Raw genomic sequence first — 20,301 nt, forward strand, 5'->3', positions numbered from 1 at the left:
CATCAATCTGTCGCCTTGCCGTGAAATGAGTTCCGGTCCGGCCGCGTCTTTAAGGGAGCAACGTCATGGCTGGACCAGCAACCAATCCGCCCGAGATCAAGTCGCGCATCGGCGCGATCCTGCGTGCCACGTCAGGCAATTTCCTCGAGCAGTTCGACTTCTTCCTGTTCGGCTTCTATGCACAGGATATCGCAAAGGCGTTTTTCCCCGCCGCAAACGAGACCGCAGCACTCCTTAATGCGTATGGCGTGTTTTGGCTCGGTGCGCTGATGCGTCCGGTCGGCGCAATCTTGCTGGGTGCCTACATCGACCGCATCGGCCGCCGCCAAGGCCTGATCGTCACGCTTGCGCTCATGGCGCTTGGTACCGTGGTCATTGCCTTCTGTCCGTCTTACGCCGCGATCGGCGTTGCCGCCCCGGTCATTGTCCTGATTGGCCGGCTGATACAGGGGTTCTCGGCTGGCGTGGAGCTGGGCGGCGTCTCTGTTTATCTGTCCGAGATCGCGACGCCTGGCAATCGCGGCTTTTACACCTCGTTCCAGTCTTCCAGCCAGCAGGTCGCGATCTTCGTCGCGGCGATCATCGGCTTCATCCTGAGGGAAGCGATTCCGAGCGATACTTTCCTGGATTCACTCGGGGGAATCGCGAAGTGGCGCATCCCGTTCTTCGTCGGCTGCATCATTATCCCCGTGATCTTCATGCTGCGGCGATCGCTCGAGGAAACACCGGCCTTCCTCGCCATGAAGAAACATCCGACCGCAAACGAGGTGTTCGCCTCGGCGATCGCGAACTGGCGCATTGTCATTCTCGGGATGATGATTGCGGTGCTGACCACGACGACGTTCTACTTCATCACGGTGTACGCCCCCGGTTTCGGCAAGCAGCTCAACCTTTCGCCGACGGGGACATTGCTCGTGACCCTTCTCGTTGCGGTGACGAACTTCATCTGGAATCCGGTGGGCGGCGCGGTCTCCGACCGGATCGGCCGCAAGCCTGTGCTGCTGACGATCGCGAGCCTGGCGTTCCTGACGGCTTACCCGGCACTTTCCTGGCTCGCAGCGGCCCCCACCTTGGGAAAACTGCTGGCAGTCCAGATGATGTTCTCGTTCTACTTTGGCGTCTACAGCGGCACGATGCTGGGGTGTCTGGTCGAGATCGTGCCGGCACACGTCCGTACCACCTGTTTCTCGATCGCGTTCGCATTGGCTGCAGGCATTTTCGGAACGTCGACCCCCTTTGTGGCAACCAAACTGATCAGCATGACCAACGGAGACAAGGCCTCGCCGGCGTATTGGCTCATGTTCGGTGCGGTGCTCGGCATCATTGCCGCATCGATCGTCTATCGCGGCGGGCGCCAGGCGGTGACGACGTATGATGCCACGGCCGAGCCGGTGGCGGGGCACTAGGACGGCGTCATTCCGGGGCGCCCGAAAGGGCGAGCTACGGTGCGCAATTGCGCACCTGACAATCCATTTCTCCCGGCACTCCTGCGGCGCCATGGATTCCGGGCTCGATGCTTCGCATCGCCCCGGAATGACGGCGGGGCCTACAGCTCCACCACCACGTAGTCGCTCTCGACGCTCACCGCGATAGTTTCGGCAACATACGGCCCCTTCACCACGCTCGCGCCAGGCTCGACATGGGCCGGATAGGCCTTCACGCGGAAGCGGCGAGGATCGCAATAGGACTGGCCGGTGCGGATGTCGAACTCCCAGCCGTGCCAGGGGCAGCGGATGATCTCGCCGAGCTTGGTGTACTCGATCTCGCCGGGATTATTCGACTGCGCGAGCCCGATCAGCGGCCCCTCGCACAGCGACGCGCCCTGATGCGGGCAGCGGTTCATCAGGCCGAAATATTCGCCCTTGATGTTGAAGACCGCGATCGGCCGCCCGTCGATCTCCAGAAATTTTCGCGTGCCCGGCGGCAGTTCATCGACCGGCGCGATCACATGCCGCGCCATCAACCAATCCCGTACAGCGCGCGCGCATTGCCGAGATAGAACGCCTCGCGATTGGCCTCGCTGACGCCGGCCGGCAGCACGCGCGACGGCTCGTCGTAATCCCAATGTGGATAGTCGGTTGCGAACAGCAGGCGGTCCCAGCCGATCCAGTTGATGACGTCGAACAGATCCTCGCGGCTTTCAGGGTCTTCCATCGGCTGCGTGGTCCACCACACCTGCTCGCGGATGTATTCCGACGGCGGCCGTTTGACATGCGGCACCTCGCTCCTGAGCCGTTGCCAGACCTTGTCGAGCCGCCAGGCCAGCGACGGCGCCCAGCCGAAGCCGGCCTCGATCATCACCATCTTCAGTTTCGGGAAGCGCTCGAACACCCCCTCCAGCACGAGGCTCGCCAGCGCCGATTGCTGGCACTGCGAATGCCCCACCATCTCCTCGATGTAATAAGACGGCCAGCCCGACGGCGTGATCGGATTGCCGCCGAAGCCGAAGGCGTGGACGCCGACGGGAAGGCCGGCTTCCTCCGCGGCCTGATAGATCGGCCAGTAGCGGCGCTGTCCGAGCGGCTCGACATTGCGACTGAGCAGCAGCACCTGCACGAAGTTCTTGTCGCCGGCGCGCTCGCGGATTTCGGCGGCGGCCGACAGCCCGTCCTCATTGCCGACGACGATGGAGGCTTTCAGCCGCTTGTCCTTGCTGGTCCATTTGTCGATCTGCCAGTCGTTGATCGCCGAGCACAAGGCGGCCGCGAGTTCGTGGTTGCGGATGCCCTGCCCGGTGTTGAGCGGATTGAGCACGCCGAGCTGCACGTTGTTGGGATCGAGCAGCTGTTTCTGCATGAAGGAGAGCGAGGAGCCCTGCGGCCCGCCTTCGGGCGGATAGGCGTCGCGGCGCGAGGCGTTGGGCTGCGCCTTCGGATAGGGCGGGCCTTCCATCATGCCCTGATAGGCATGGACGCCGTAGACCTCGAGATGATGCTGCCAGCGTTTGGCGAGATAGGGATAAAGCTCGGTGCGAGTAGCGCGCGCCGGATGGATGTCGCAGTCCGCGATCGCGGTTTTGACGGTCAGGGGGGACGCGGCTTCCTGGTTCTCGCGGAATTGGATATTCATCGCCTTGCCTCCTTTGGCAGCGGGCTAGATCAGGCGGGGATAGGTTGCATGCGGATTGTCGATCATGATCTTGCGCACGAGATCGGGGGTGAGACCTTCGGGCAGCGCATCTCGGCCGTCGAACTGCCAGTGCGGATAGTCCGTGGAGAATAGGACCAATTCGTCGGACTGCATATGATCAAACAGGCGAATTAATGTCTCGGCCTCCGGCGGCGCATCAAATGGCTGTAAGGAGAAGCGGATGTTGCTGCGCACAATATCCAGCGGCGCGCGGTCGACCCAAGGCGTCTCCATCCGTACCCCGCGCCAGAACTTGTGCAGCCGCCAGAGATAGGGGGAAATCCAGGAGACGCCGGATTCCAGCATCACCATTTTCAGGCGCGGATATTTGGCGAACACGCCCTCGACGATCAGGCTGGTGAGCTGGGTCTGGAACGCCTGGGCCTGACCGACATAATCCTCGATGTGGTAGGACCCCCATCCCACCGCGGTCGGCGGATTGTGATAGGCGGAGCCCGCGTGGACGCCGACAGGAAGTTCCAGCCGTTCCGCGGCTTCATAGATCGGCCACAGCGCGCGCTTGCCGAGCGGCGTGTCGCCCATCACCAGCATCAACACCTGGACGAAGCGCTTGTCCTGCGCGCAGCGTTCGATCTCGGCCACGGCCTTCTCGACGCTTTGCGTCGGGATCACGATCGAGCCGCGCAGCCGGTTGTCGCGATCGAGCCATTCCTTTGCCAGCCACTCATTCAGCGCGCCGCAGAAGGCGGCCTGCAAATCCTCCGAAAACACCATCTGCACGCCGTAGAGCGGATTGCAGATGGCGTAGCTGAGCTGGAAGGGATCGAGTACATGGCGCTGCATGTCCTCCAGGCTTTCGCCGGGTTTGCCGCTCTCGGGGCGCCAGTCCGGCCGCGCCGTGATCGGTGAATTCGGCGGATAGGATTGCGAGACGAGGTCGACCATGCCGCGCGTCGTCACCTGATCGCGCCAATAGTCGTTCAGGTACGGCAGCAGGCTGGTCAGATGCGGCACGGCCGGATGCACGTCGCAATCCACCCCGCCTGCGATCAGGGACGCCATGACGTTTCCCTTCTCACGTTTCCTCGCATGTCTCTTCTTTGTGCCCGCCATTCAAGCAGGCCTGCCCTCCGCCCGCAACTCGGCCAAGCCTCGTGTCATATGCTAGGAAGGCTGAGCTCGGTTGCGAATGAATAGGGGGTGCGGAATGAAAGAGCTCGTCGGCATTGCGGAACAGGTCGCAGCGAAGCTGATCGCGCGCAAACAGACCATCGCCGTGGCGGAATCCTCGACCGGCGGCCTGATCTCGGCCAGCCTGCTCGCGGTACCCGGCGCATCCGCCTATTTCCTCGGCGGCGCCGTGGTCTACACCCGCGATGCCAGGCGCGTGCTGATGGATATTTCGGACGAAGGAATGAAGGGCTTTCGCTCCTCGTCGGAGCCCTACGCGCAACTGCTGGCGGAGCAGATGCGCGGCCGCTTCAACTCCGACTGGGGCCTGTCAGAGACCGGCGCAGCCGGCCCCACCGGCAACCGTTACGGCGACGCCGCCGGTCATAGCTGCATGGCGGCGAGCGGACCTGTGGCGGAGGTGATGACGCTGGAGACCGGCAGCAGTGACCGGCTCGGCAACATGCAAATGTTTGCCGCGACGGCGTTGAAGCTGCTGCTGCGGAAGCTGGAGGGGTGAGGTGCCTAGCGCGAGCAGCGACCACGTCTTTCGAACCGTCATCCTGAGGTGCGAGACACGTGGCGCAACGCGCCGCGTGGGGAGCCTCGAAGGATAACGGCCGAGCTGCCAGCCGGGCCGTCGCCCTTCGAGGCTCGCCGAAGGGGCGAGCACCTCAGGGTGACGGTCGCAACTCGCGATCGCGGCGATGATCGACATCACCGTCCCAGATGCCGCATGAAAATCCGTACCACGTAGCCCGGCACCCGCGGCGCCTCGTCGTAGATATCGGACGCGATCCGTTCGATGGTCTCGCGCAGGGAGAGGAACTGCGCCTGCCGCGCGCTGCTTTCGGTGCCCTGCATTCCCGCGAGCTCGTCCATCGCGGCGTCGCTGATCTGGCACTGCACGACCTCGTCGCCGCTCAGCATGGTGAAGCGAAAGGCCAGCCGTTCGAGGTCATGGCCGATGACCCTGTCGCGCATCAGTGGCATGGAAAGCGGTCCGGTCGGCCCCCGCCGGCAATGCTTGGGATTACCGGGCTTGTCAGCCGCAATGAGGTTGAAGCGCTCTACTGGAACGCGACTTCGGCAAAACTGCGGAGTTTTCGCGAATGCAGCCGCTCCGATTCCTGCTGCTTGAGCCGTTCCAGCGCCTTCAGGCCGATCTCGAGATGCTGGCCGACACGGCGACGGTAGAATTCGCTGGCCATGCCGGCGAGCTTGATCTCGCCATGCAGCGGCTTGTCGGAGACGCAGAGCAGCGTGCCATAGGGGACACGGAAGCGGTAGCCGTTGGCGGCGATCGCGGCCGATTCCATGTCGAGCGCGACCGCGCGCGATTGGGACAGGCGGCGGATCACCTCGGGCCCGCTGATCTCCCAATTGCGGTTGTCGACGCTCGCGACCGTTCCCGTGCGCATCAGGCGCTTGAGCTCGAATCCTTCGAGGCCGGTGACGTCCTCGACCGCCTCTTCCAGCGCGACCTGCATCTCGGCCAGCGCCGGGATCGGCACCCACGGCGGCAATTCGCGGTCGAGCACATGGTCCTCGCGGACATAGCCGTGCGCCAGCACGTAATCGCCGAGGCGCTGCGTGTTGCGCAGGCCCGCGCAATGGCCGAGCATCAGCCAGGCGTGCGGCCGCAGGACGGCGACATGGTCGGTGACGTTGCGCGCATTGGACGGACCGGTGCCGATGTTGATCAGCGTGATGCCGCGATAGCCCGGCGCGACCAGATGGAACGCCGGCATCTGCGGCATGCGCGCTGGTGCATCTCCACTGGTGGCACCGCCGCTGCGCATGACGACGTTGCCGGGCGCGACGAAGGCATCGAGGCCAGCCTCGCTCGCCTGAAGCCGTTGCTGGCAGGCTTGCGCGAAGGCATCGACATAGAATTGGTAGTTGGTGAAGATGACAAAATTCTGGAAATGCTCGGGGTCGGTGCCGGTGTAGTGATAGAGCCGGCGCAGCGAGTAGTCGACGCGCGCTGCGCGGAACAGCGACAGCGGCTCGGGCGCGCCGGGCTGAAGCTCGAAGGTGCCGTCGGCGATCGAATCATCCATGGTGCCGAGATCGGGCACATCGAACGCGTCGCGTAGCGATCGCGCGACGGGAGAACTCTCGCTGGTGGTAATTGCAGCTTCGATGTTGATGTCGCGGCGATAGGCGAAATGGATCGGGATCGGCTCGGCGGATTCGCCGATCTCGACGGGCACGCCGTGATTCTGGATCAGCAGGCCTATCTGCTCGGTCAGGTAGGTGCGAAACAGATCCGGCCGCGTCACGCTGGTCTCGTGCACGCCGGGGCCGGCAACGAAGCCGTAAGCGAGGCGCGAGTCCAGCCGCGCATGCGTCGCGGTGGTGACGCGCACGAACGGATAATAGGCCCGCACACGCGTCGTGATCGCCTCGCCGCCGACATAGGCCTCGAACCGTTCGCGCAGGAACCTGGTATTGCGCTCGTAGATCTCTTCAAGCCGCGCCACGGCAAGTGAGGCGTCGGAGAAAGATTCAGTGGCGATGGTGGGAAGGGATTGCATGGTTCGACCGTCGGGTTGCCTGGGCTTCGAGTCGAACTATAGCAAAGAAGGCGGTGCCGTAGGGTGGGCAAAGCGAAGCGTGCCCACCACCCCATCGTCGTTGAAAGATCGTGGGCACGGCGCTTTGCGCCTTTGCCCACCCTACGCGAACGAATTTGCCGCACGAGATCCCGGATGCGCGCTAAGCGCGCTCCGGGATGACGCGCTTTCGCGGGTCACTTCTCTCGGAACGCCCGCATCAGTTGGTCGTGCAGCGGCTTCATCAGGTAGGACAGCATGGTGCGGTCGCCGGTCTGGACGAAGGCTTCCACGGGCATGCCCGGGATCATCTTGACGTCGCCGAGACGGGCGATCTCTTCGGCCGGCATCGTGACACGGATGGTGTAGTAACTCTGGCCGGTGCGCTGGTCGGTGGTGACGTCGGGCGACACGCGGCTGACGAGGCCGTTGAGTTCGGGCGTGGTGCGCTGGTTGAACGCGGAGAGGCGCAGCAGCGTCTTCTGGCCGATCTGGAGCTTGTCGATGTCGACCGGATTGACCTTGGCCTCGACCTGGAGATCGTCGGCCTGTGGCACGATCAGCATCAGCGCGTCGCCGGCGGTGACGACGCCGCCGACGGTGTGCACGTTGGATTGCAGCACCATGCCGTCCTGCGGCGCGCGGATGTCGATGCGGCGTAGCTGGTCTTCGGCGGCAACCTTGCGCTCGATCAGCTCGCCGATCTTGTCGTTGGTCTCGCGCAGGTCCTTGGAGACTTCGCTCACCACGTCCTTGTCGACCTGGATGATCTGTAGCTCGGTCTCGGTGATCTTGCCTTTGGCCTGGGCGCGCGAAGCGATGTACTGCGCGCGCTCACCGTTGAGGCGTGCCGAGTCGCGTTCGAGCTGGGTCAGGCGCGAGAGCTGCACCAGACGCTTGTCGTAGAGATCGCGCACGCCGGTCAGTTCGTTCTGCACCAGCGCGATCTCCTGATCCTTGGCCTTCTCCTGGGCGCTGAGACCGGCGATCTCCTCGTTCAGCTGGGTGATGCGCTCGCGCAACTGCGCCTTCTGTCCGGCTCGGCCATTGACGCGCACGTCGAACAGCTTGGTTTCGGCAGAGAGCAGCAGCTTGACGTCGGGATCATTGGCGCGATCGAGCAGGACCTGCGGAAATTCCAGTCTGTCGACACCGCGTTGCTCGGCCTGCAATCGCGCTGCGCGCGCCTGCGCGGCGTCGAGATTCTTGGTGACGATGGCGAGGTTCGCCTTCGTGACGGTGTCGTCGAGCCGCACCACGATGTCCCCGGCCTTGACCAGGTCACCGTCGCGGGCGCGCACCTCGCCGACCACGCCGCCGGTCGGATGCTGCACCTTCTTGACGTTGGATTCGACCACGATCTGGCCCGGCGCGATCAGCGCGCCCGAGATCAGCACGGTCGAGGACCAGCCGCCGAGACCGACGACCAGGACCACCACGATGCCAAGTCCGAGCAGGAGGTGGAACTTGATCGAGTCCCGCACCGACTTCTTCGCGGCCGGCTTCGCGCCGCCGATGGCCATCGTGCTCATGACTTTGTACTCATGGCTTGGCCACTCCGCCTTCGCTGACGATCTTGATCGGGGCCGGCGGCGTCACGCGCGGCTGCAGCACCTGGGCGAGCACCTGCTCCTTCGGGCCGAACGCCTGCATGCGACCGTCGCGCAGCACCAGCACCTGGTCGACCGCCTCGACGCCGATCGGGCGGTGCGCCACCACGACGACGATGGCACCGCGCTCGCGGGCGGCGCGGACGGCGCGGGTCAGAGCCTCGTCGCCTTCGGTGTCGAGATTGGAGTTGGGCTCGTCGAGCACGATCAGGAAGGGGTTGCCGTAGAGCGCGCGCGCCAGCGCCACGCGCTGCGCCTGGCCTGCGGAAAGCGCCGTGCCCTGCTCGCCGACCTGCGTGTTGTAGCCCTCGCGCATCTTGATGATCATCTCGTGCACGCCGGCTTCCTTCGCCGCCGCGATGATGCCGTCGGAGGTCGCCTCCGGATCGAACCGGCTGATGTTCTGGGCGATGGTGCCGCCGAACAATTCGACGTCCTGCGGCAGGTAGCCGATGTGCCGGCCGAGCATGTCGGACGACCATTGATCGAGCGCCGCGCCGTCGAGCCTCACCTTGCCGCGCACCGGCTGCCAGACCCCGACGAGGGCGCGAATCAGCGACGACTTGCCGGACCCGCTCGGGCCGATCACGCCGAGGCCGTTGCCCGCGACGAGTGCGAAGGTGATGTCCTGCACGATCAGGCGCTGGTCGCCGGGCGGCACCATGGCGATGCCTTCGACCGAGAGCCTGCTCGTGGGCGCCTGCAACTGCGTCGGCATCGTCTGCGCCGGCATCTGCTCCAGCAGGCGGGTGAGGCGGTGCCAGCTCTGGCGTGCCGCGACGAAGGATTTCCAGTGCGCAATGGCGAGATCCACCGGCGCCAGCGCGCGGGCCGACAGGATCGAGCCGGCGATGATGATGCCGGCGGTCGCCTCCTGGTGGATGACGAGATAGGCGCCGACCGCCAGCACCGCCGATTGCAGCATCATGCGCAACACTTTTGCGACCGCACCGAGACCGCCGGCGACGTCGCTCGCATGCTGATTGCCGGCGAGATATTTTTCGTTGGCCTCGCTCCAGCGCGCGTTCATCCGGCCGGCCATCCCCATCGACACCATGACTTCGGCGTTGCGGCGGCTGGCCTGGGCCAGATCGTTGCGCTGCGCGGCAAGGCCCATCGCGTCCTTTGCCGGCTGGCGGGACATGAACTCGGTGACCAGCGTCAGCCCGACCAGGATGACGGCGCCGACGAGAGCGGTGACGCCGATCATGACGTGGAAGGCGAAACAGATGGCGAGATAGAGCGGCAGCCAGGGCAGGTCGAAGAACGCGCTCGGGCCCATGCCGCCGAGGAAGGAGCGGACGTTGTCGAGGTCGCGCAGCGGCTGGAGACCTTCGTTGCGGCTGCCAACCAGCAGCGGCAGGCGCACGATGGTGTCGAACACGCGCTTGTTGAGGGCTTCGTCGAGCGCCGTGCCGATCCGCCCCAGGATCCGGTTGCGGATCATGTCGAGCACGCCCTGCGCCATGTAGAGGAAGCTGGCGAGGATGATCAGGCCGACCAGGGTCGGGACGCTGCGGCTCGGCAGCACCCGGTCGTAGACCTCCAGCATGAAGATCGACCCGGTCAGATAGAGCAGGTTGATCATGCAGCTCATCAAGCCGACGCCGATGAACGCCGTGCGACAGGCGCGCAGGGCGTCGCTGAGCTCTGAACGGCGGACGCCGGGACCGGCTGCCATCAGTCTGATCTCTTTCAGGTGGGGGCCAAGGCCCCTGATTTCACAGGCGATTCAGGGTACGCGCCCCGAATTAACATCCCATTGGCACTGCGTCCAACGCCGGGTTCATCGCAAACCCCGAGACGCCACATCTACCCGTAGCTGCCCCGTGCGCAAGCCCGGTATTTCACAGTCTTTGCGGCTTTTTGGTGTAAAGCGGCCGCCACTCCCGGTTCGGGAGAGGCGGCCAGTTCCGATCGATCGAGCCGGGCGGCTGCTAGAACCGGCCGCCACCGCGCACCAGCCGCACCACCAGCAGCAGGATGACCGCGCCGATGGCGGAATAGACGATCTCGGAGACCAGGCCCGTGCCGATGCGAATGCCGAGCTTTGGAAACAGGAGGCTCGCGACCAGCGCGCCACAGATGCCGATGACGATGTCGCCGATGATCCCGAAGCCTGCGCCCCGCACGATCTTGCCGGCGAGCCAGCCGGCGACCAGGCCGACGAACAGGATGACGAGCAGGCCCTCGTTGGAAATGTACATCAGTCTGATCCCTCTCCGTGAATGGCCGCATGGAACGGGAACCGGGATGAATGGCATCTGAATGCTATTCGCTTCAGCCGGCTCCGACCGAAATGTCGAAAACAACCCCATGCAAAGTAGAACGGCGTTTGCCTGCAGTGCTGCGTGAACTGTGACACCCCGGTGTTGCCGCAGAGGAATTTCAAGGGAAGGAGCGTAACGGCGACAGCGCTCAAATATTATGACAGCGCCGCCGCCTGCTCCGCCAGCACACATCGCGCCGCCCGGCCCGGCCCGACCGCCACATTGGCAGGCAATTGCTCCAGGCAACGCGGCTGCGCCACGGCGCAGCGCAGGGCGAAGGAGCAGTTGTGGGGCTTCTCGGCCAGCGAGGGCGGCGTGCCGGGGATGGTTTCGAGCCGCGCGCCCCGCTTGGCGCCGTGAATGGTCGAGGCAAGCAGGCCCTTGGCATAGGGATGCACGGGGTTCCGGACGATGTCGCGAAGCGTGCCCTGCTCCACGATCTGACCGGCATACATCACCGCGACACGGTCGCAGATCTCGATCGCCACACCAATGTCGTGGGTGACGAAGATGACGGACATGCCGAACTCGCGCTGCAGCTCGCGCAGCAGCAACAGGATCTGGATCTGCACGGTGGCATCGAGCGCGGTGGTCGGCTCGTCCGCGAGCAAGATTTTCGGCCGGCAGGCGAGCGCCAGCGCGATCATCGCGCGCTGGCGCATGCCGCCGGACATCTCATGCGGATAGGCATCGAGCCGGCGTTTTGCGGAGGGAATGCGCACGACCTCGAGCATTTCGAGTGCGCGCGCCCTGCCCTCCGCGTAGCTCTTGCCTTCGTGGCGCACGACGCTCTCGGCGATCTGCGCACCGATGGTGTAGACCGGATCCAGCGCCAATGCCGGCTCCTGGAAGATCATCGACACGGTCTGGCCGCGGAAGGAGGAGAGCTGCTCGTCGTTCATGGCGAGCACATCCTGCCCCATGACGTTGACCTTGCCCGATATCTGCGTGCGCTTCTTCGGCAACAGCCGCATCAGCGCACGCAGGGTCACACTCTTGCCCGAACCGGATTCGCCGAGCAGGCCCAGCACCTCGCTATTCCCCAGCGACAGGCTGAGGTCGTTCACGGCATAGACCGTGCGCTCGCCGGTAAAGCGGATGTTGAGGCCTGAGATCTCGACGAGGTTTGTCATGACGGCAATTTCGGCAATCGATCGTGATAATCGGTAACGCGCTGGAAGGCGGCGCCGATGGTGAGCAGGGTCGCCTCGTCGAAGCAGCGGCCGATCAGCTGCATGCCGACCGGGAGGCCGCTCTTGGTGAAGCCCGAGGGCACCGTGAGCGACGGCAGCCCCAAGAAGTTCACCGGGCGGGTGAACAGCGTCAGCCGCTGCACCATGGCCGGCGCGTTCGGGCCGCCGCCGACGTCGCTCTCCTCGATGGTCGGTGCCGGCACCGGGGATGCCGGCGCGATCACCGCATGGACTCCTGCCGTCGCGGCATTGTGCGCCGCGAGCGCGGGACCGCGCCAGCGCATCGCCTCCAGATATGTGATGGCGGGAACGGCGAGGCCGTTCTGCAGCCGCATCAGCACCTGTGCACCATAATCCTGCGGACGCTCGATCATCCAGCGCTTGTGGAAGGCGGCAGCTTCCGCGGCGAGCACGAGCTGGCTCGCCGAAGACAATTGCCGCTGGTCCGGCAGTTCGACCTTGACGATGTCGGCGCCTTCACGCTTGAGCACCGCGATGGTCTCGTCCAGCACGCGCGCGACCTCGCTGTCGAGATCGTCGACATAGAACGAAGTGGGCACGCCGATCTTGAGGCCTTTCAGCGAGCCCTTGGTCGCGCCGACATAATCGGACAGCGGCTCGTGGCTGCAGGTGGAGTCCGCGGGGTCGGGGCCAGCCATCAGCGCCAGCAGCAGCGCGCAATCCTCCGCGGTGCGGGCGAGCGGACCGACGGTGTCGAGCGATTGCGACAGCGGCATCGCGCCGGCGCGGCTGACGCGGCCGACCGTGGTCTTGAGGCCGGTGACGCCGCAGAAATGCGCGGGCATCCGGATCGAGCCGCCGGTGTCGGAGCCGAGCGCCGCAAACGTCAGGCGCGCCGCGACCGACGAGCCGGAGCCGGACGAGGAGCCGCCGGTGATGTGGGCGACGTTCCAGGGATTGCGCACCGGGCCGTAATGAGCGTTATGCCCGGTCGGGCCATAGGCGAATTCGGCCAGATGCAACGTGCCGAGCCTGATCTGGCCGGCGTCCTTCAACCGCTGCAACGCCGTGGAGGTCACGGTCGGCACGAAATCGCGGCGGATCAGCGAGCCGCAGGTCGCGACATGGCCGGCATCGTAGTACATGTCCTTGTGCGCGAGCGGCACGCCATGCAGGGCACCACGAACATTGCCCTTGGCCAGCTCGGCATCGGCGGCGTCCGCCGCTTTCAACGCGGCCTCGGCCTCTATCGACATGAAGGCATTGAGATGCGGCTGCCACTGCGCGATGCGGTGCAGCAGCGCGCGCGTCACCTCGTGCGAGGACACCTGCTTCATCGCGATCGCGCGCGCGACCTCGGTGAGCGTCATCAATGCAGGCTCACTGCTCATTTCGACACCTTCTGCGCCTGCACGACAGGATAGAGCGCGGGCTCGAGGTCGAACGGCAGCGTGCCGGCGATGGCCTCGAAGCCTTCGAAGGCAGGCCCGATGGAATTGGAGATACGCATCGCGATCTCGTCGTCGACGGGGACGCCGGCGATTTGCGCGATCGGCTTGATCTCTTTCGGTGTCGGTCTCGTCATGCGGTCTTCTCCCTGGGCGCGCGGCTATGGCCTGAACCCGGTATCGCCATGTAGCACGCGGCCTCGTGGCCCATCTTATCGAGTGCGATGAGCTTTGGTGTCGCATTTGCGCAGAGCGGCTCCGCAAACGGACAACGGGTGTGGAAGCGGCACCCCGGGGGCGGATCGATCGGATTGGGCGGATCGCCGGTGATCGGCGGCTGCTCAGTACGCCTGTCGGGATCGGACGACGGCATCGCCGCAAGGAGCGCGCGCGTGTAGGGATGCGCGGGGTTGTCCCAGACCTGGTCCACCGGGCCGAGTTCGACGACTTCGCCGAGATACATCACCAGCACGCGATCGCTGATGTAGCGCACGACGTTGAGGTCGTGGCTGATGAAGAGATAGGTCAGCCCGAACTCGCGCTTGAGGTCCGCCAGCAGGTTGAGCACCTGCGCCTCGACCGATTTGTCGAGCGCGGAGACAGCCTCGTCCAGGATCACCAGACGCGGCGACAGCGCCAGCGCCCGCGCGATGTTGACGCGCTGGCGTTGGCCGCCGGAGATTTCGTGCGGATAGCGGTTGGCGAAGTTCGCAGGAACCAGGCCGACCTTGCCGAGCAGCTCGCGCGCCAATGCGCGTGCCGCGCCGTCGGCCATGCCGTGCACCTTGGGACCGAAGGCGATGGATTCCTCGATCGTCAGGCGTGGATTGAGCGAGGCGTAGGAATCCTGGAACACCATCTGCATGCCGCGGCGCAATTCGCGCAAGGAGAGCGATTGGCCGACTGTCATGCCGTCATAGATGATGTCGCCGGTATCGCGCGGCATCAGATGCATCAGGAGGCGCGCGGTCGTGGATTTGCCGCAACCGGATTCGCCGACGATGCCGACGGTTTCGCCCTTGGCGACGGAGAAGGAGACGTTGTCGACCGCGCGCACGGTCCGCTTCGCGGCGAACAGGCCGCCGCGAACAGGGAAGTGCTTGGTGAGGCCGTTGACCTGAAGCAGCGGCTGCGCGACGCCACCGACGTCTTCGACCGGCTCGAGCATTTCAACGGATGCGTTGCTCTCGCTCATGGCCTAGTTCCTGATGTCCATGGCGCTGCGCAGGCCGTCCGAGAGCAGGTTGAAGCAGATCGAGACCGCGAAGATCATAGCGCCCGGCAAAGCGGCAACCCACGGATTGACGTAGATCGCGGTGCGGAGCGTGTTGAGCATCAGGCCCCATTCAGGCTCCGGCGGCTTGGTGCCGAGGCCGAGGAAGGAGAGACCTGCCGCGAGGATCATCGAGACCGAGATCAGGCTGGTCGCATAGACGAAGATCGAGCCGAGCACGTTGCCGAGGATATGCACGCGCATGATGGTAAAGGGTCCGGCGCCTGAGGCCCGCGCGGCCTCGACGAAGTCCATGTTGCGCACGCCCGTGGTGACGCTTTCGGCGACGCGGGTGATCTGCGGCACGAACACGACCGTCAACGACACGATGGAATTGAGGATGCCGGCCCCCAGCGCGCCGGAGATCGCGATCGCCAACAATACCGAGGGAAAGGCGTAGAACACGTCGATCGTGCGCATGATCGCGGTGTTGATCTTGCCGCCGACATAGCCGGCGACGAGGCCGAGCGAGGTGCCGATTCCAAACGCAAGGATCACGGGCAGGATGCCGATCACCAGCGACAGCCGCCCGCCATAGATCAGCCGCGCCAGCATGTCGCGGCCGAGCTCGTCGGTGCCGAGCGGGTAGCCCGGCGTACCGATGTGGCGCAGGCGCCGGATCATCGAGCCTTTGTAGGGATCTTCCAGGCCGAGCCATGGCGCGAGGATCGCAGACAGGAAGATCAGCAGCAGCACCAGCGCGCAGGCCATGCTGACCTTGTCACGCCGGATCCGGCGGCCGACGGTCGCCCAATAACCGCGCGCCTTGGTCGCGGGCGCAGCCTGCAGCGCGGCGTCTGCGGTGGCGGATAACGGAAGCTCGCTCATCGGCAGGCTCCCGGTGAGCAATGGGTCACTCGATGCAAGTCGAAGCGGCGGTGCACCTCTCCCGCTTGCGGGAGAGGTCGCGCCGCAGGCGCGGGTGAGGGTTCTCTCCACTCGGGGGTTCTCGCGAGGAGAGACACCCTCTCCCCAACCCTCCCCCGCAGGCGGGGGAGGGAGCGCACTGCCGTCGCGGCTATAGCTGGGCTCGATCTCATCCCACTAGCCCCGCTTGATGCGCGGGTCGATCGCGGCTTGCGCGATGTCGACCATGAGATTGAGGAATACGAAGAACAGCGCCAGGACCAGGATCGTGCCTTGCAGCAGCGGCAGGTCGCGCTGGAAGATCGCGGAGTTGAGCAGGAAGCCAGAGCCCGGCCAGGAGAACACCGTCTCGATCAGGATCGAGCCGCCGAGCATGTAACCCAATTGAAGCCCCATCACCGCCAGCGCGGTCGGCGCGGCGTTCTTGATGACGTGGCGGAACACGCCGCGCTCGTGCAGCCCCTTGGCGCGCAAGGCCTCGACGAAATCCTGGCTGAGGATGTCGCCGGTCAGCGCGCGCACCGTGCGGGTGACGATGCCCATCGGAATCACCGAGGTCGTGATCGCCGGCAGCACGAGATATTTCAGATGCGCCCAGTCCCAGGCCCAGGAGTTGGAGCCGTTCGGCCCGGCGCCGACCGCAGGCAGCCAGTTGAGCTGAACCGAGAAGATGATGACGAGCACCATGCCGAGCCAGTAATGCGGCACCGACACGCCCGCGATGGCAAAGGACGTCGCGAGCTTGTCGATCCAGGTCTCGCGGAAATAGCCGGCGATCAGGCCGAGCAGGATGCCCATTGTGAAGCCGATGATCGCGGCGGCAATCGCCAGCGTGACGGTATTGCTGACGGCGCGCATGACTTCGGCGAGCACGGGGCGCCCCGTCGCGATGGAATTGCCGAGATCGCCGTGGAGGGCGCGAAGCAGCCACAGCCCGAACTGCACCGGCAGCGGGCGGTCAAAGCCGTAGGCCGTGCGCAGCTGAGCCGCGAGCTCCTGCGAGGCATCCGCGGGGAGCACGGCGACGAGCGGATCGCCCGGCGTGATGTGCACGAGGAGGAAGCACACCAGCGCAACGCTGATGACGATCGGAATGACGTAGACGATGCGTCTGGCGATATAGGCGAGCACGTTGTTTCTTCTCTGTCCTTCTCCCCTTGTGGGAGAAGGTGGCGCGAAGCGCCGGATGAGGGGTATCTATCCGCGGATGCAATTGCGTCAGTTGAGGGGTCCACATTCGCGGAGAGAACCCCTCACCCGGCTTCGCTAACGCGAAGCCACCCTCTCCCACAAGGGGAGAGGGTGCACCGAGTTCAGTGCTAGCACCTCACTCCTTCATCGACACCAGCGAGAAGTCGATGAACCAGCTCTTCGGCTGCACGACGCCCGTGACCTTCGGGCTCATCGCGCGCGGGCCGACGTCGTGGGCCACGTAGAGGAAAGCAGCGTCATCGACGGAGGCTGCATGCAGCTCGGCGAGTGCGGCGTCACGCGCGGCGGGATCGAAGGTCTGGCGCGCCTTCTTCACCAGCTCGTCGAACTTGGGGTTGTTGATGAAACCCCAATTGTTCGAGACCGGCGGGGCCATGCCCGATTGCAGGAAGCGCACCAGCGCGAAGAACGGGTCCATCGCCGCATAGGTGACGTTGGTGGCATTCGAACCATTCGCGCTGGGGTCCTTGGCGCCGCGACGCCAATTGGTGAACAGCGTGTTCCACTCGATGACGTCGAGCTTCACGTCGAAATAGCATTCGGCCAGCGCCTGCTGGAGATATTCGTTCATCGCCAACGGCTGCATCTGGCCCGAACCGGACGCCGACGTCTGCGTCTTCACCGTCAGCTTCTTGTTGGGACCGAAGCCGGCCTCCTGCATCAGCTTCTGCGCAGCCGCCTTGTCGTACTTGATCTCGAAAGTCGGCTTGCCGCGCCAGGGATGGCCGGGCTCGAAGGTGCCGGTCGCGGGCACCATGAGGCCGGCGAGCAAGCCGTCCTTGAGGCCTTCACGATCGATACAGAGGTTCGCGGCCTTGCGTACGCGGATGTCGTTCCAGGGCGAACCCTCGACCCGCGAGAACTGCCATGGCCAGACATGCGGCTGCTCGTTGGCGTAGAGCTTGAAGCCGCGCTGCTTCAGCTCGGGCAGCGCGTCCGGCGCCGGCGCCTCGACCCAATCGACCTGCCCCGAGAGCAGCGCCGCGGTGCGCGCGTTGGCCTCCGGCATCGGCAGCAGCACCATCTTGTCGACCTTGGGCACGCGCGCCTTGTCCCAATAATTCGCGTTCTTGACGAGCTCGAGCCGCTCGCGCGGCGTGAAGCTCGCCATCTTCCACGGGCCGGTGCCCGCGGCATCCTTGGCAAACGCAGTCCATGCGGCCTGCGACTTGGCCTTGGCATCGGCGCCTTCGGCCTTGTCGTAGAAGTGCTGCCACTTCGCCGGGCTCGCCATGAACAGATTGGTGAGGTTGATCGGCAGGAAGCTGTCGGGCTCCTTGGTGGTGAGCTCGACGGTCATGTCGTCGATCTTCTTCGCGGAGGCCAGCGTCGGCATACGCGAGGCCGTGACGCCGACCTGGCTGGCGTCGAATTGCGGCGCGTCCTGCTTCAGCACCTTGTCGACGTTCCACACCACGGCATCCGCATTGAACGGCGAGCCGTCGTGGAAGGTGACGCCGGGGCGCAGCTTGAAGGTCCATTTGGTCTTGTCGGCATCGTCGACCTTCCATTCGGTCGCAAGGCCGGGAATCACCACGCTCGCCTTCTCGGCGGAGGACAGGTCCCAGCCGGTCAGCGCGTCGTACATGGTGAGGCCGGTGAAGCGATTGCCTTCAAAACCCTGATCCGGCTGGCCCAGCGTGCGCGGAATATCGGCAGCGGTCATGCCGATGCGCAGCACGGTCTCGGCGCTGACCGCACGCGGCCATGCAGCCGCCGTCGTTAGAGCGAGCACCGCGACCAATGCCGCGCGTGTGGTTTTCTTCATAAGCATCGCCTCAATCCTTTTCCGGCTTCGATGACTATTTTTGATGCAATCGTATGCAATGGCTATGCCAAGGAGAAACTTTTTCTGCGAATTGCCCCTGCGACGACAAGTCTTTGTGATCTCGAGCGTACAATCGCCTCTCGCTGCCTATTCTGGCATCAAGATTGCAGGTTTGGTCCCTGATTCTCTCTGGGGGCTTTGGACCATGCGTATTCGCCTATCGACTTGTCTCGCCGTGCTTGCACTGGCGTTGTCCGCAATCTCGGCGCGCGCCGAAACGGTGGTGCGCTACGGCATCTCGATGGCGGACATTCCGCTGACCACCGGCCAGCCTGATCGCGGCGCCGGCGCCTATCAGTTCACGGCCTACACGATTTACGATCCGCTGGTGGCGTGGGAGATGGACGTCGCCGACCGCCCGGGCAAGCTGGTGCCAGGGCTCGCAACCGAGTGGAAGGTGGACGACAAGGACAAGACCAAATGGCGCTTCACGTTGCGCAAGGGCGTGAAGTTTCACGATGGCAGCGAGTTCAACGCCGACGCGGTGATCTGGAATCTGGACAAGGTGCTGAACGACAAGGCGCCGCAATTCGACAAGCGGCAAAGCGCACAGGTGAAGACGCGGCTTCCTTCGGTCGCGAGCTACGCCAAGATCGACGATTCCACGGTGGAGATCACCACCAAGACGGTCGACTCCTTCTTTCCCTATCAGATGCTGTGGTTCCTGGTGTCCAGCCCGGCGCAATACGAGAAGCTCGGCAAGGACTGGGACAAGTTCGCCAGTCAGCCCTCCGGCACCGGCCCGTTCAAGCTGACCAAGCTGGTGCCGCGCGAGCTCGCGGAGCTGACGAAGAATCCGGACTACTGGAACAAGAAGCGGATTCCCAAGGTCGACAAGCTCGTGCTGGTGCCGATGCCGGAAGCGCTGACGCGCACCAATGCGCTGCTGGCGGGGCAAGTCGATCTGATCGAAACGCCGGCGCCGGACGCCGTGCCGCAGCTGAAAGCCGCCGGCATGAAGCTGGTCGACAACGTCACGCCGCATGTCTGGAATTATCACCTCAGCGTGCTGCCGGGCTCGCCCTGGACCGACATCCGCCTGCGCAAGGCGCTGAACCTCGCGATCGACCGCGACGCCGTCGTCGGCCTGATGAACGGCCTCGCAAAACCCGCCAAGGGCCAGGTCGATCCCTCGAGCCCGTGGTTCGGCAAGCCGACCTTCGACATCAAGTATGATCTGGCCGCCGCCAAGAAGCTGGTCGAAGAGGCTGGCTACTCCAAGGCCAAGCCGCTGAAGACCACCTTCATCATCGCACAGGGCGGCACCGGCCAGATGCTGTCGCTGCCGATGAACGAATTCCTGCAGCAGAGCTTCAAGGAGATCGGCATCGACATCGACTTCAAGGTCGTCGAGCTCGAGACGCTCTATACGCATTGGCGCAAGGGCGCGGCCGACGAGATCAATGCCGGCATCACCGCCAACAACATCGCCTACGTCACGTCCGATCCCCTCTACGCCATCGTCCGGTTCTTCCATTCCGGGCAGATCGCGCCGGTCGGCGTCAACTGGGGCGGCTACAAGAACCCGAAGGTGGATGCGCTGATCGACGAAGCCAAGCAGACCTTCGACAGCGCCAAGCAGGACGAATTGCTGGCGCAGGCGCATGCGTTGATCGTGGACGACGCCGCGCTGGTCTGGGTCGTCCACGACACCAACCCGCACGCGCTGTCGCCGAAGATCAAGCAGTTCGTGCAGGCCCAGCACTGGTTCCAGGATCTCACGACGATCGGGGTGGAGTGAGGCGACGAACGCAGACGCCGTAGGGTGGGCAAAGCGAAGCGTGCCCACCATTTCCTCCTTGCGGAGCAAGTTGGTGGGCA

General features: G+C 64.7%; 18 protein-coding genes. 3 read left to right on the top strand and 15 right to left on the bottom strand.

Going from position 1 to position 20,301, the window contains the following annotated elements; genetic code table 11:
* The first annotated feature begins 65 nt into the window (after window positions 1-65).
* Window positions 66-1,406: an MFS transporter gene (gene tcuC / locus CIT40_RS30195; protein ID WP_094892926.1), complete on the top strand. Its 1,341-nt coding sequence runs from the start codon at window positions 66-68 to the stop codon at window positions 1,404-1,406.
* A gap of 140 nt (window positions 1,407-1,546) precedes the next feature.
* On the opposite strand, the gene CIT40_RS30200 is transcribed toward tcuC, so the two are convergent.
* The 3 genes from CIT40_RS30200 to CIT40_RS30210 are packed head-to-tail and all read right to left on the bottom strand — an operon-like array spanning window position 1,547 to window position 4,152.
* Complete coding sequence (locus CIT40_RS30200; RefSeq protein ID WP_094892927.1) at window positions 1,547-1,960, bottom strand: Rieske (2Fe-2S) protein; 414 nt, start codon at window positions 1,958-1,960, stop codon at window positions 1,547-1,549.
* Window positions 1,960-3,069, bottom strand: a complete 1,110-nt coding sequence (locus CIT40_RS30205) for an amidohydrolase family protein (RefSeq protein WP_094892928.1) — start codon at window positions 3,067-3,069, stop codon at window positions 1,960-1,962. The genes CIT40_RS30200 and CIT40_RS30205 overlap by 1 nt, the downstream gene beginning before the upstream one ends.
* A 24-nt stretch (window positions 3,070-3,093) precedes the next feature.
* Window positions 3,094-4,152: an amidohydrolase family protein gene (locus tag CIT40_RS30210; RefSeq protein WP_094892929.1), complete on the bottom strand. Its 1,059-nt coding sequence runs from the start codon at window positions 4,150-4,152 to the stop codon at window positions 3,094-3,096.
* Between the two features lie 145 nt (window positions 4,153-4,297).
* Here CIT40_RS30210 and CIT40_RS30215 point away from each other — a divergent pair, with 145 nt between their 5' ends.
* A complete protein-coding gene (locus CIT40_RS30215) occupies window positions 4,298-4,780 on the top strand; it encodes a CinA family protein (RefSeq protein ID WP_094892930.1) in 483 nt (160 codons plus the stop codon).
* A gap of 197 nt (window positions 4,781-4,977) precedes the next feature.
* Here CIT40_RS30215 and CIT40_RS30220 read toward each other — a convergent pair whose 3' ends face one another.
* From CIT40_RS30220 to CIT40_RS30275, 12 genes are all read right to left on the bottom strand, one after another.
* Entirely contained in the window at window positions 4,978-5,253 is a 276-nt protein-coding gene (locus CIT40_RS30220) for a DUF1488 family protein (RefSeq protein WP_094892931.1), read from the bottom strand.
* A 77-nt stretch (window positions 5,254-5,330) separates the two neighbouring features.
* The gene (locus CIT40_RS30225) at window positions 5,331-6,800 is read right to left on the bottom strand and encodes an AMP nucleosidase (protein WP_094892932.1); all 1,470 of its coding nucleotides are present in this window, start codon (window positions 6,798-6,800) and stop codon (window positions 5,331-5,333) included.
* Window positions 6,801-7,015: 215 nt separating this feature from the next.
* On the bottom strand, window positions 7,016-8,350 hold the full coding sequence (locus CIT40_RS30230; protein WP_094892933.1) for an HlyD family type I secretion periplasmic adaptor subunit: 1,335 nt from the start codon (window positions 8,348-8,350) through the stop codon (window positions 7,016-7,018).
* Window positions 8,351-8,360: 10 nt separating this feature from the next.
* On the bottom strand, window positions 8,361-10,109 hold the full coding sequence (locus tag CIT40_RS30235; RefSeq protein ID WP_109862239.1) for a type I secretion system permease/ATPase: 1,749 nt from the start codon (window positions 10,107-10,109) through the stop codon (window positions 8,361-8,363).
* 256 nt (window positions 10,110-10,365) lie between these two features.
* The gene (locus tag CIT40_RS30240; protein ID WP_035964451.1) at window positions 10,366-10,635 is read right to left on the bottom strand and encodes a GlsB/YeaQ/YmgE family stress response membrane protein; all 270 of its coding nucleotides are present in this window, start codon (window positions 10,633-10,635) and stop codon (window positions 10,366-10,368) included.
* Between the two features lie 218 nt (window positions 10,636-10,853).
* Window positions 10,854-11,831, bottom strand: coding sequence for an ABC transporter ATP-binding protein (locus tag CIT40_RS30245; RefSeq protein ID WP_094892946.1), 978 nt, complete (start codon window positions 11,829-11,831; stop codon window positions 10,854-10,856).
* Complete coding sequence (locus CIT40_RS30250) at window positions 11,828-13,243, bottom strand: amidase (RefSeq protein WP_094892947.1); 1,416 nt, start codon at window positions 13,241-13,243, stop codon at window positions 11,828-11,830. Before CIT40_RS30250 ends, CIT40_RS30245 begins: the two co-directional genes overlap by 4 nt.
* A complete protein-coding gene (locus tag CIT40_RS30255; protein ID WP_094892948.1) occupies window positions 13,240-13,437 on the bottom strand; it encodes a hypothetical protein in 198 nt (65 codons plus the stop codon). Before CIT40_RS30255 ends, CIT40_RS30250 begins: the two co-directional genes overlap by 4 nt.
* Entirely contained in the window at window positions 13,434-14,495 is a 1,062-nt protein-coding gene (locus CIT40_RS30260) for an ABC transporter ATP-binding protein (RefSeq protein ID WP_162307742.1), read from the bottom strand. Before CIT40_RS30260 ends, CIT40_RS30255 begins: the two co-directional genes overlap by 4 nt.
* A gap of 3 nt (window positions 14,496-14,498) precedes the next feature.
* Window positions 14,499-15,401, bottom strand: a complete 903-nt coding sequence (locus CIT40_RS30265) for an ABC transporter permease (RefSeq protein WP_094892949.1) — start codon at window positions 15,399-15,401, stop codon at window positions 14,499-14,501.
* Between the two features lie 216 nt (window positions 15,402-15,617).
* Entirely contained in the window at window positions 15,618-16,571 is a 954-nt protein-coding gene (locus tag CIT40_RS30270; RefSeq protein WP_094892950.1) for an ABC transporter permease, read from the bottom strand.
* 196 nt (window positions 16,572-16,767) lie between these two features.
* Window positions 16,768-18,426: an ABC transporter substrate-binding protein gene (locus tag CIT40_RS30275; RefSeq protein ID WP_094892951.1), complete on the bottom strand. Its 1,659-nt coding sequence runs from the start codon at window positions 18,424-18,426 to the stop codon at window positions 16,768-16,770.
* Between the two features lie 199 nt (window positions 18,427-18,625).
* Here CIT40_RS30275 and CIT40_RS30280 point away from each other — a divergent pair, with 199 nt between their 5' ends.
* Window positions 18,626-20,221, top strand: coding sequence for an ABC transporter substrate-binding protein (locus CIT40_RS30280; protein ID WP_094892952.1), 1,596 nt, complete (start codon window positions 18,626-18,628; stop codon window positions 20,219-20,221).
* Window positions 20,222-20,301: the final 80 nt, after the last annotated feature.

This window comes from Bradyrhizobium amphicarpaeae, assembly GCF_002266435.3.
Classification (GTDB): domain Bacteria; phylum Pseudomonadota; class Alphaproteobacteria; order Rhizobiales; family Xanthobacteraceae; genus Bradyrhizobium; species Bradyrhizobium amphicarpaeae.

Bases quoted from the DNA above. Each gene is read 5' to 3' on its own strand.
- CIT40_RS30265 (WP_094892949.1), bottom strand. From the start codon at position 15,401: ATGAGCGAGCTTCCGTTATCCGCCACCGCAGACGCCGCGCTGCAGGCT.
- CIT40_RS30220 (WP_094892931.1), bottom strand. From the start codon at position 5,253: ATGCCACTGATGCGCGACAGGGTCATCGGCCATGACCTCGAACGGCTG.
- CIT40_RS30205 (WP_094892928.1), bottom strand. From the start codon at position 3,069: ATGAATATCCAATTCCGCGAGAACCAGGAAGCCGCGTCCCCCCTGACC.
- CIT40_RS30225 (WP_094892932.1), bottom strand. From the start codon at position 6,800: ATGCAATCCCTTCCCACCATCGCCACTGAATCTTTCTCCGACGCCTCA.
- CIT40_RS30255 (WP_094892948.1), bottom strand. From the start codon at position 13,437: ATGACGAGACCGACACCGAAAGAGATCAAGCCGATCGCGCAAATCGCC.
- CIT40_RS30240 (WP_035964451.1), bottom strand. From the start codon at position 10,635: ATGTACATTTCCAACGAGGGCCTGCTCGTCATCCTGTTCGTCGGCCTG.
- CIT40_RS30200 (WP_094892927.1), bottom strand. From the start codon at position 1,960: ATGGCGCGGCATGTGATCGCGCCGGTCGATGAACTGCCGCCGGGCACG.
- CIT40_RS30250 (WP_094892947.1), bottom strand. From the start codon at position 13,243: ATGAGCAGTGAGCCTGCATTGATGACGCTCACCGAGGTCGCGCGCGCG.
- CIT40_RS30245 (WP_094892946.1), bottom strand. From the start codon at position 11,831: ATGACAAACCTCGTCGAGATCTCAGGCCTCAACATCCGCTTTACCGGC.
- CIT40_RS30260 (WP_162307742.1), bottom strand. From the start codon at position 14,495: ATGAGCGAGAGCAACGCATCCGTTGAAATGCTCGAGCCGGTCGAAGAC.
- CIT40_RS30280 (WP_094892952.1), top strand. From the start codon at position 18,626: ATGCGTATTCGCCTATCGACTTGTCTCGCCGTGCTTGCACTGGCGTTG.
- CIT40_RS30235 (WP_109862239.1), bottom strand. From the start codon at position 10,109: ATGGCAGCCGGTCCCGGCGTCCGCCGTTCAGAGCTCAGCGACGCCCTG.
- tcuC (WP_094892926.1), top strand. From the start codon at position 66: ATGGCTGGACCAGCAACCAATCCGCCCGAGATCAAGTCGCGCATCGGC.
- CIT40_RS30230 (WP_094892933.1), bottom strand. From the start codon at position 8,350: ATGAGCACGATGGCCATCGGCGGCGCGAAGCCGGCCGCGAAGAAGTCG.
- CIT40_RS30210 (WP_094892929.1), bottom strand. From the start codon at position 4,152: ATGGCGTCCCTGATCGCAGGCGGGGTGGATTGCGACGTGCATCCGGCC.
- CIT40_RS30215 (WP_094892930.1), top strand. From the start codon at position 4,298: ATGAAAGAGCTCGTCGGCATTGCGGAACAGGTCGCAGCGAAGCTGATC.
- CIT40_RS30275 (WP_094892951.1), bottom strand. From the start codon at position 18,426: ATGCTTATGAAGAAAACCACACGCGCGGCATTGGTCGCGGTGCTCGCT.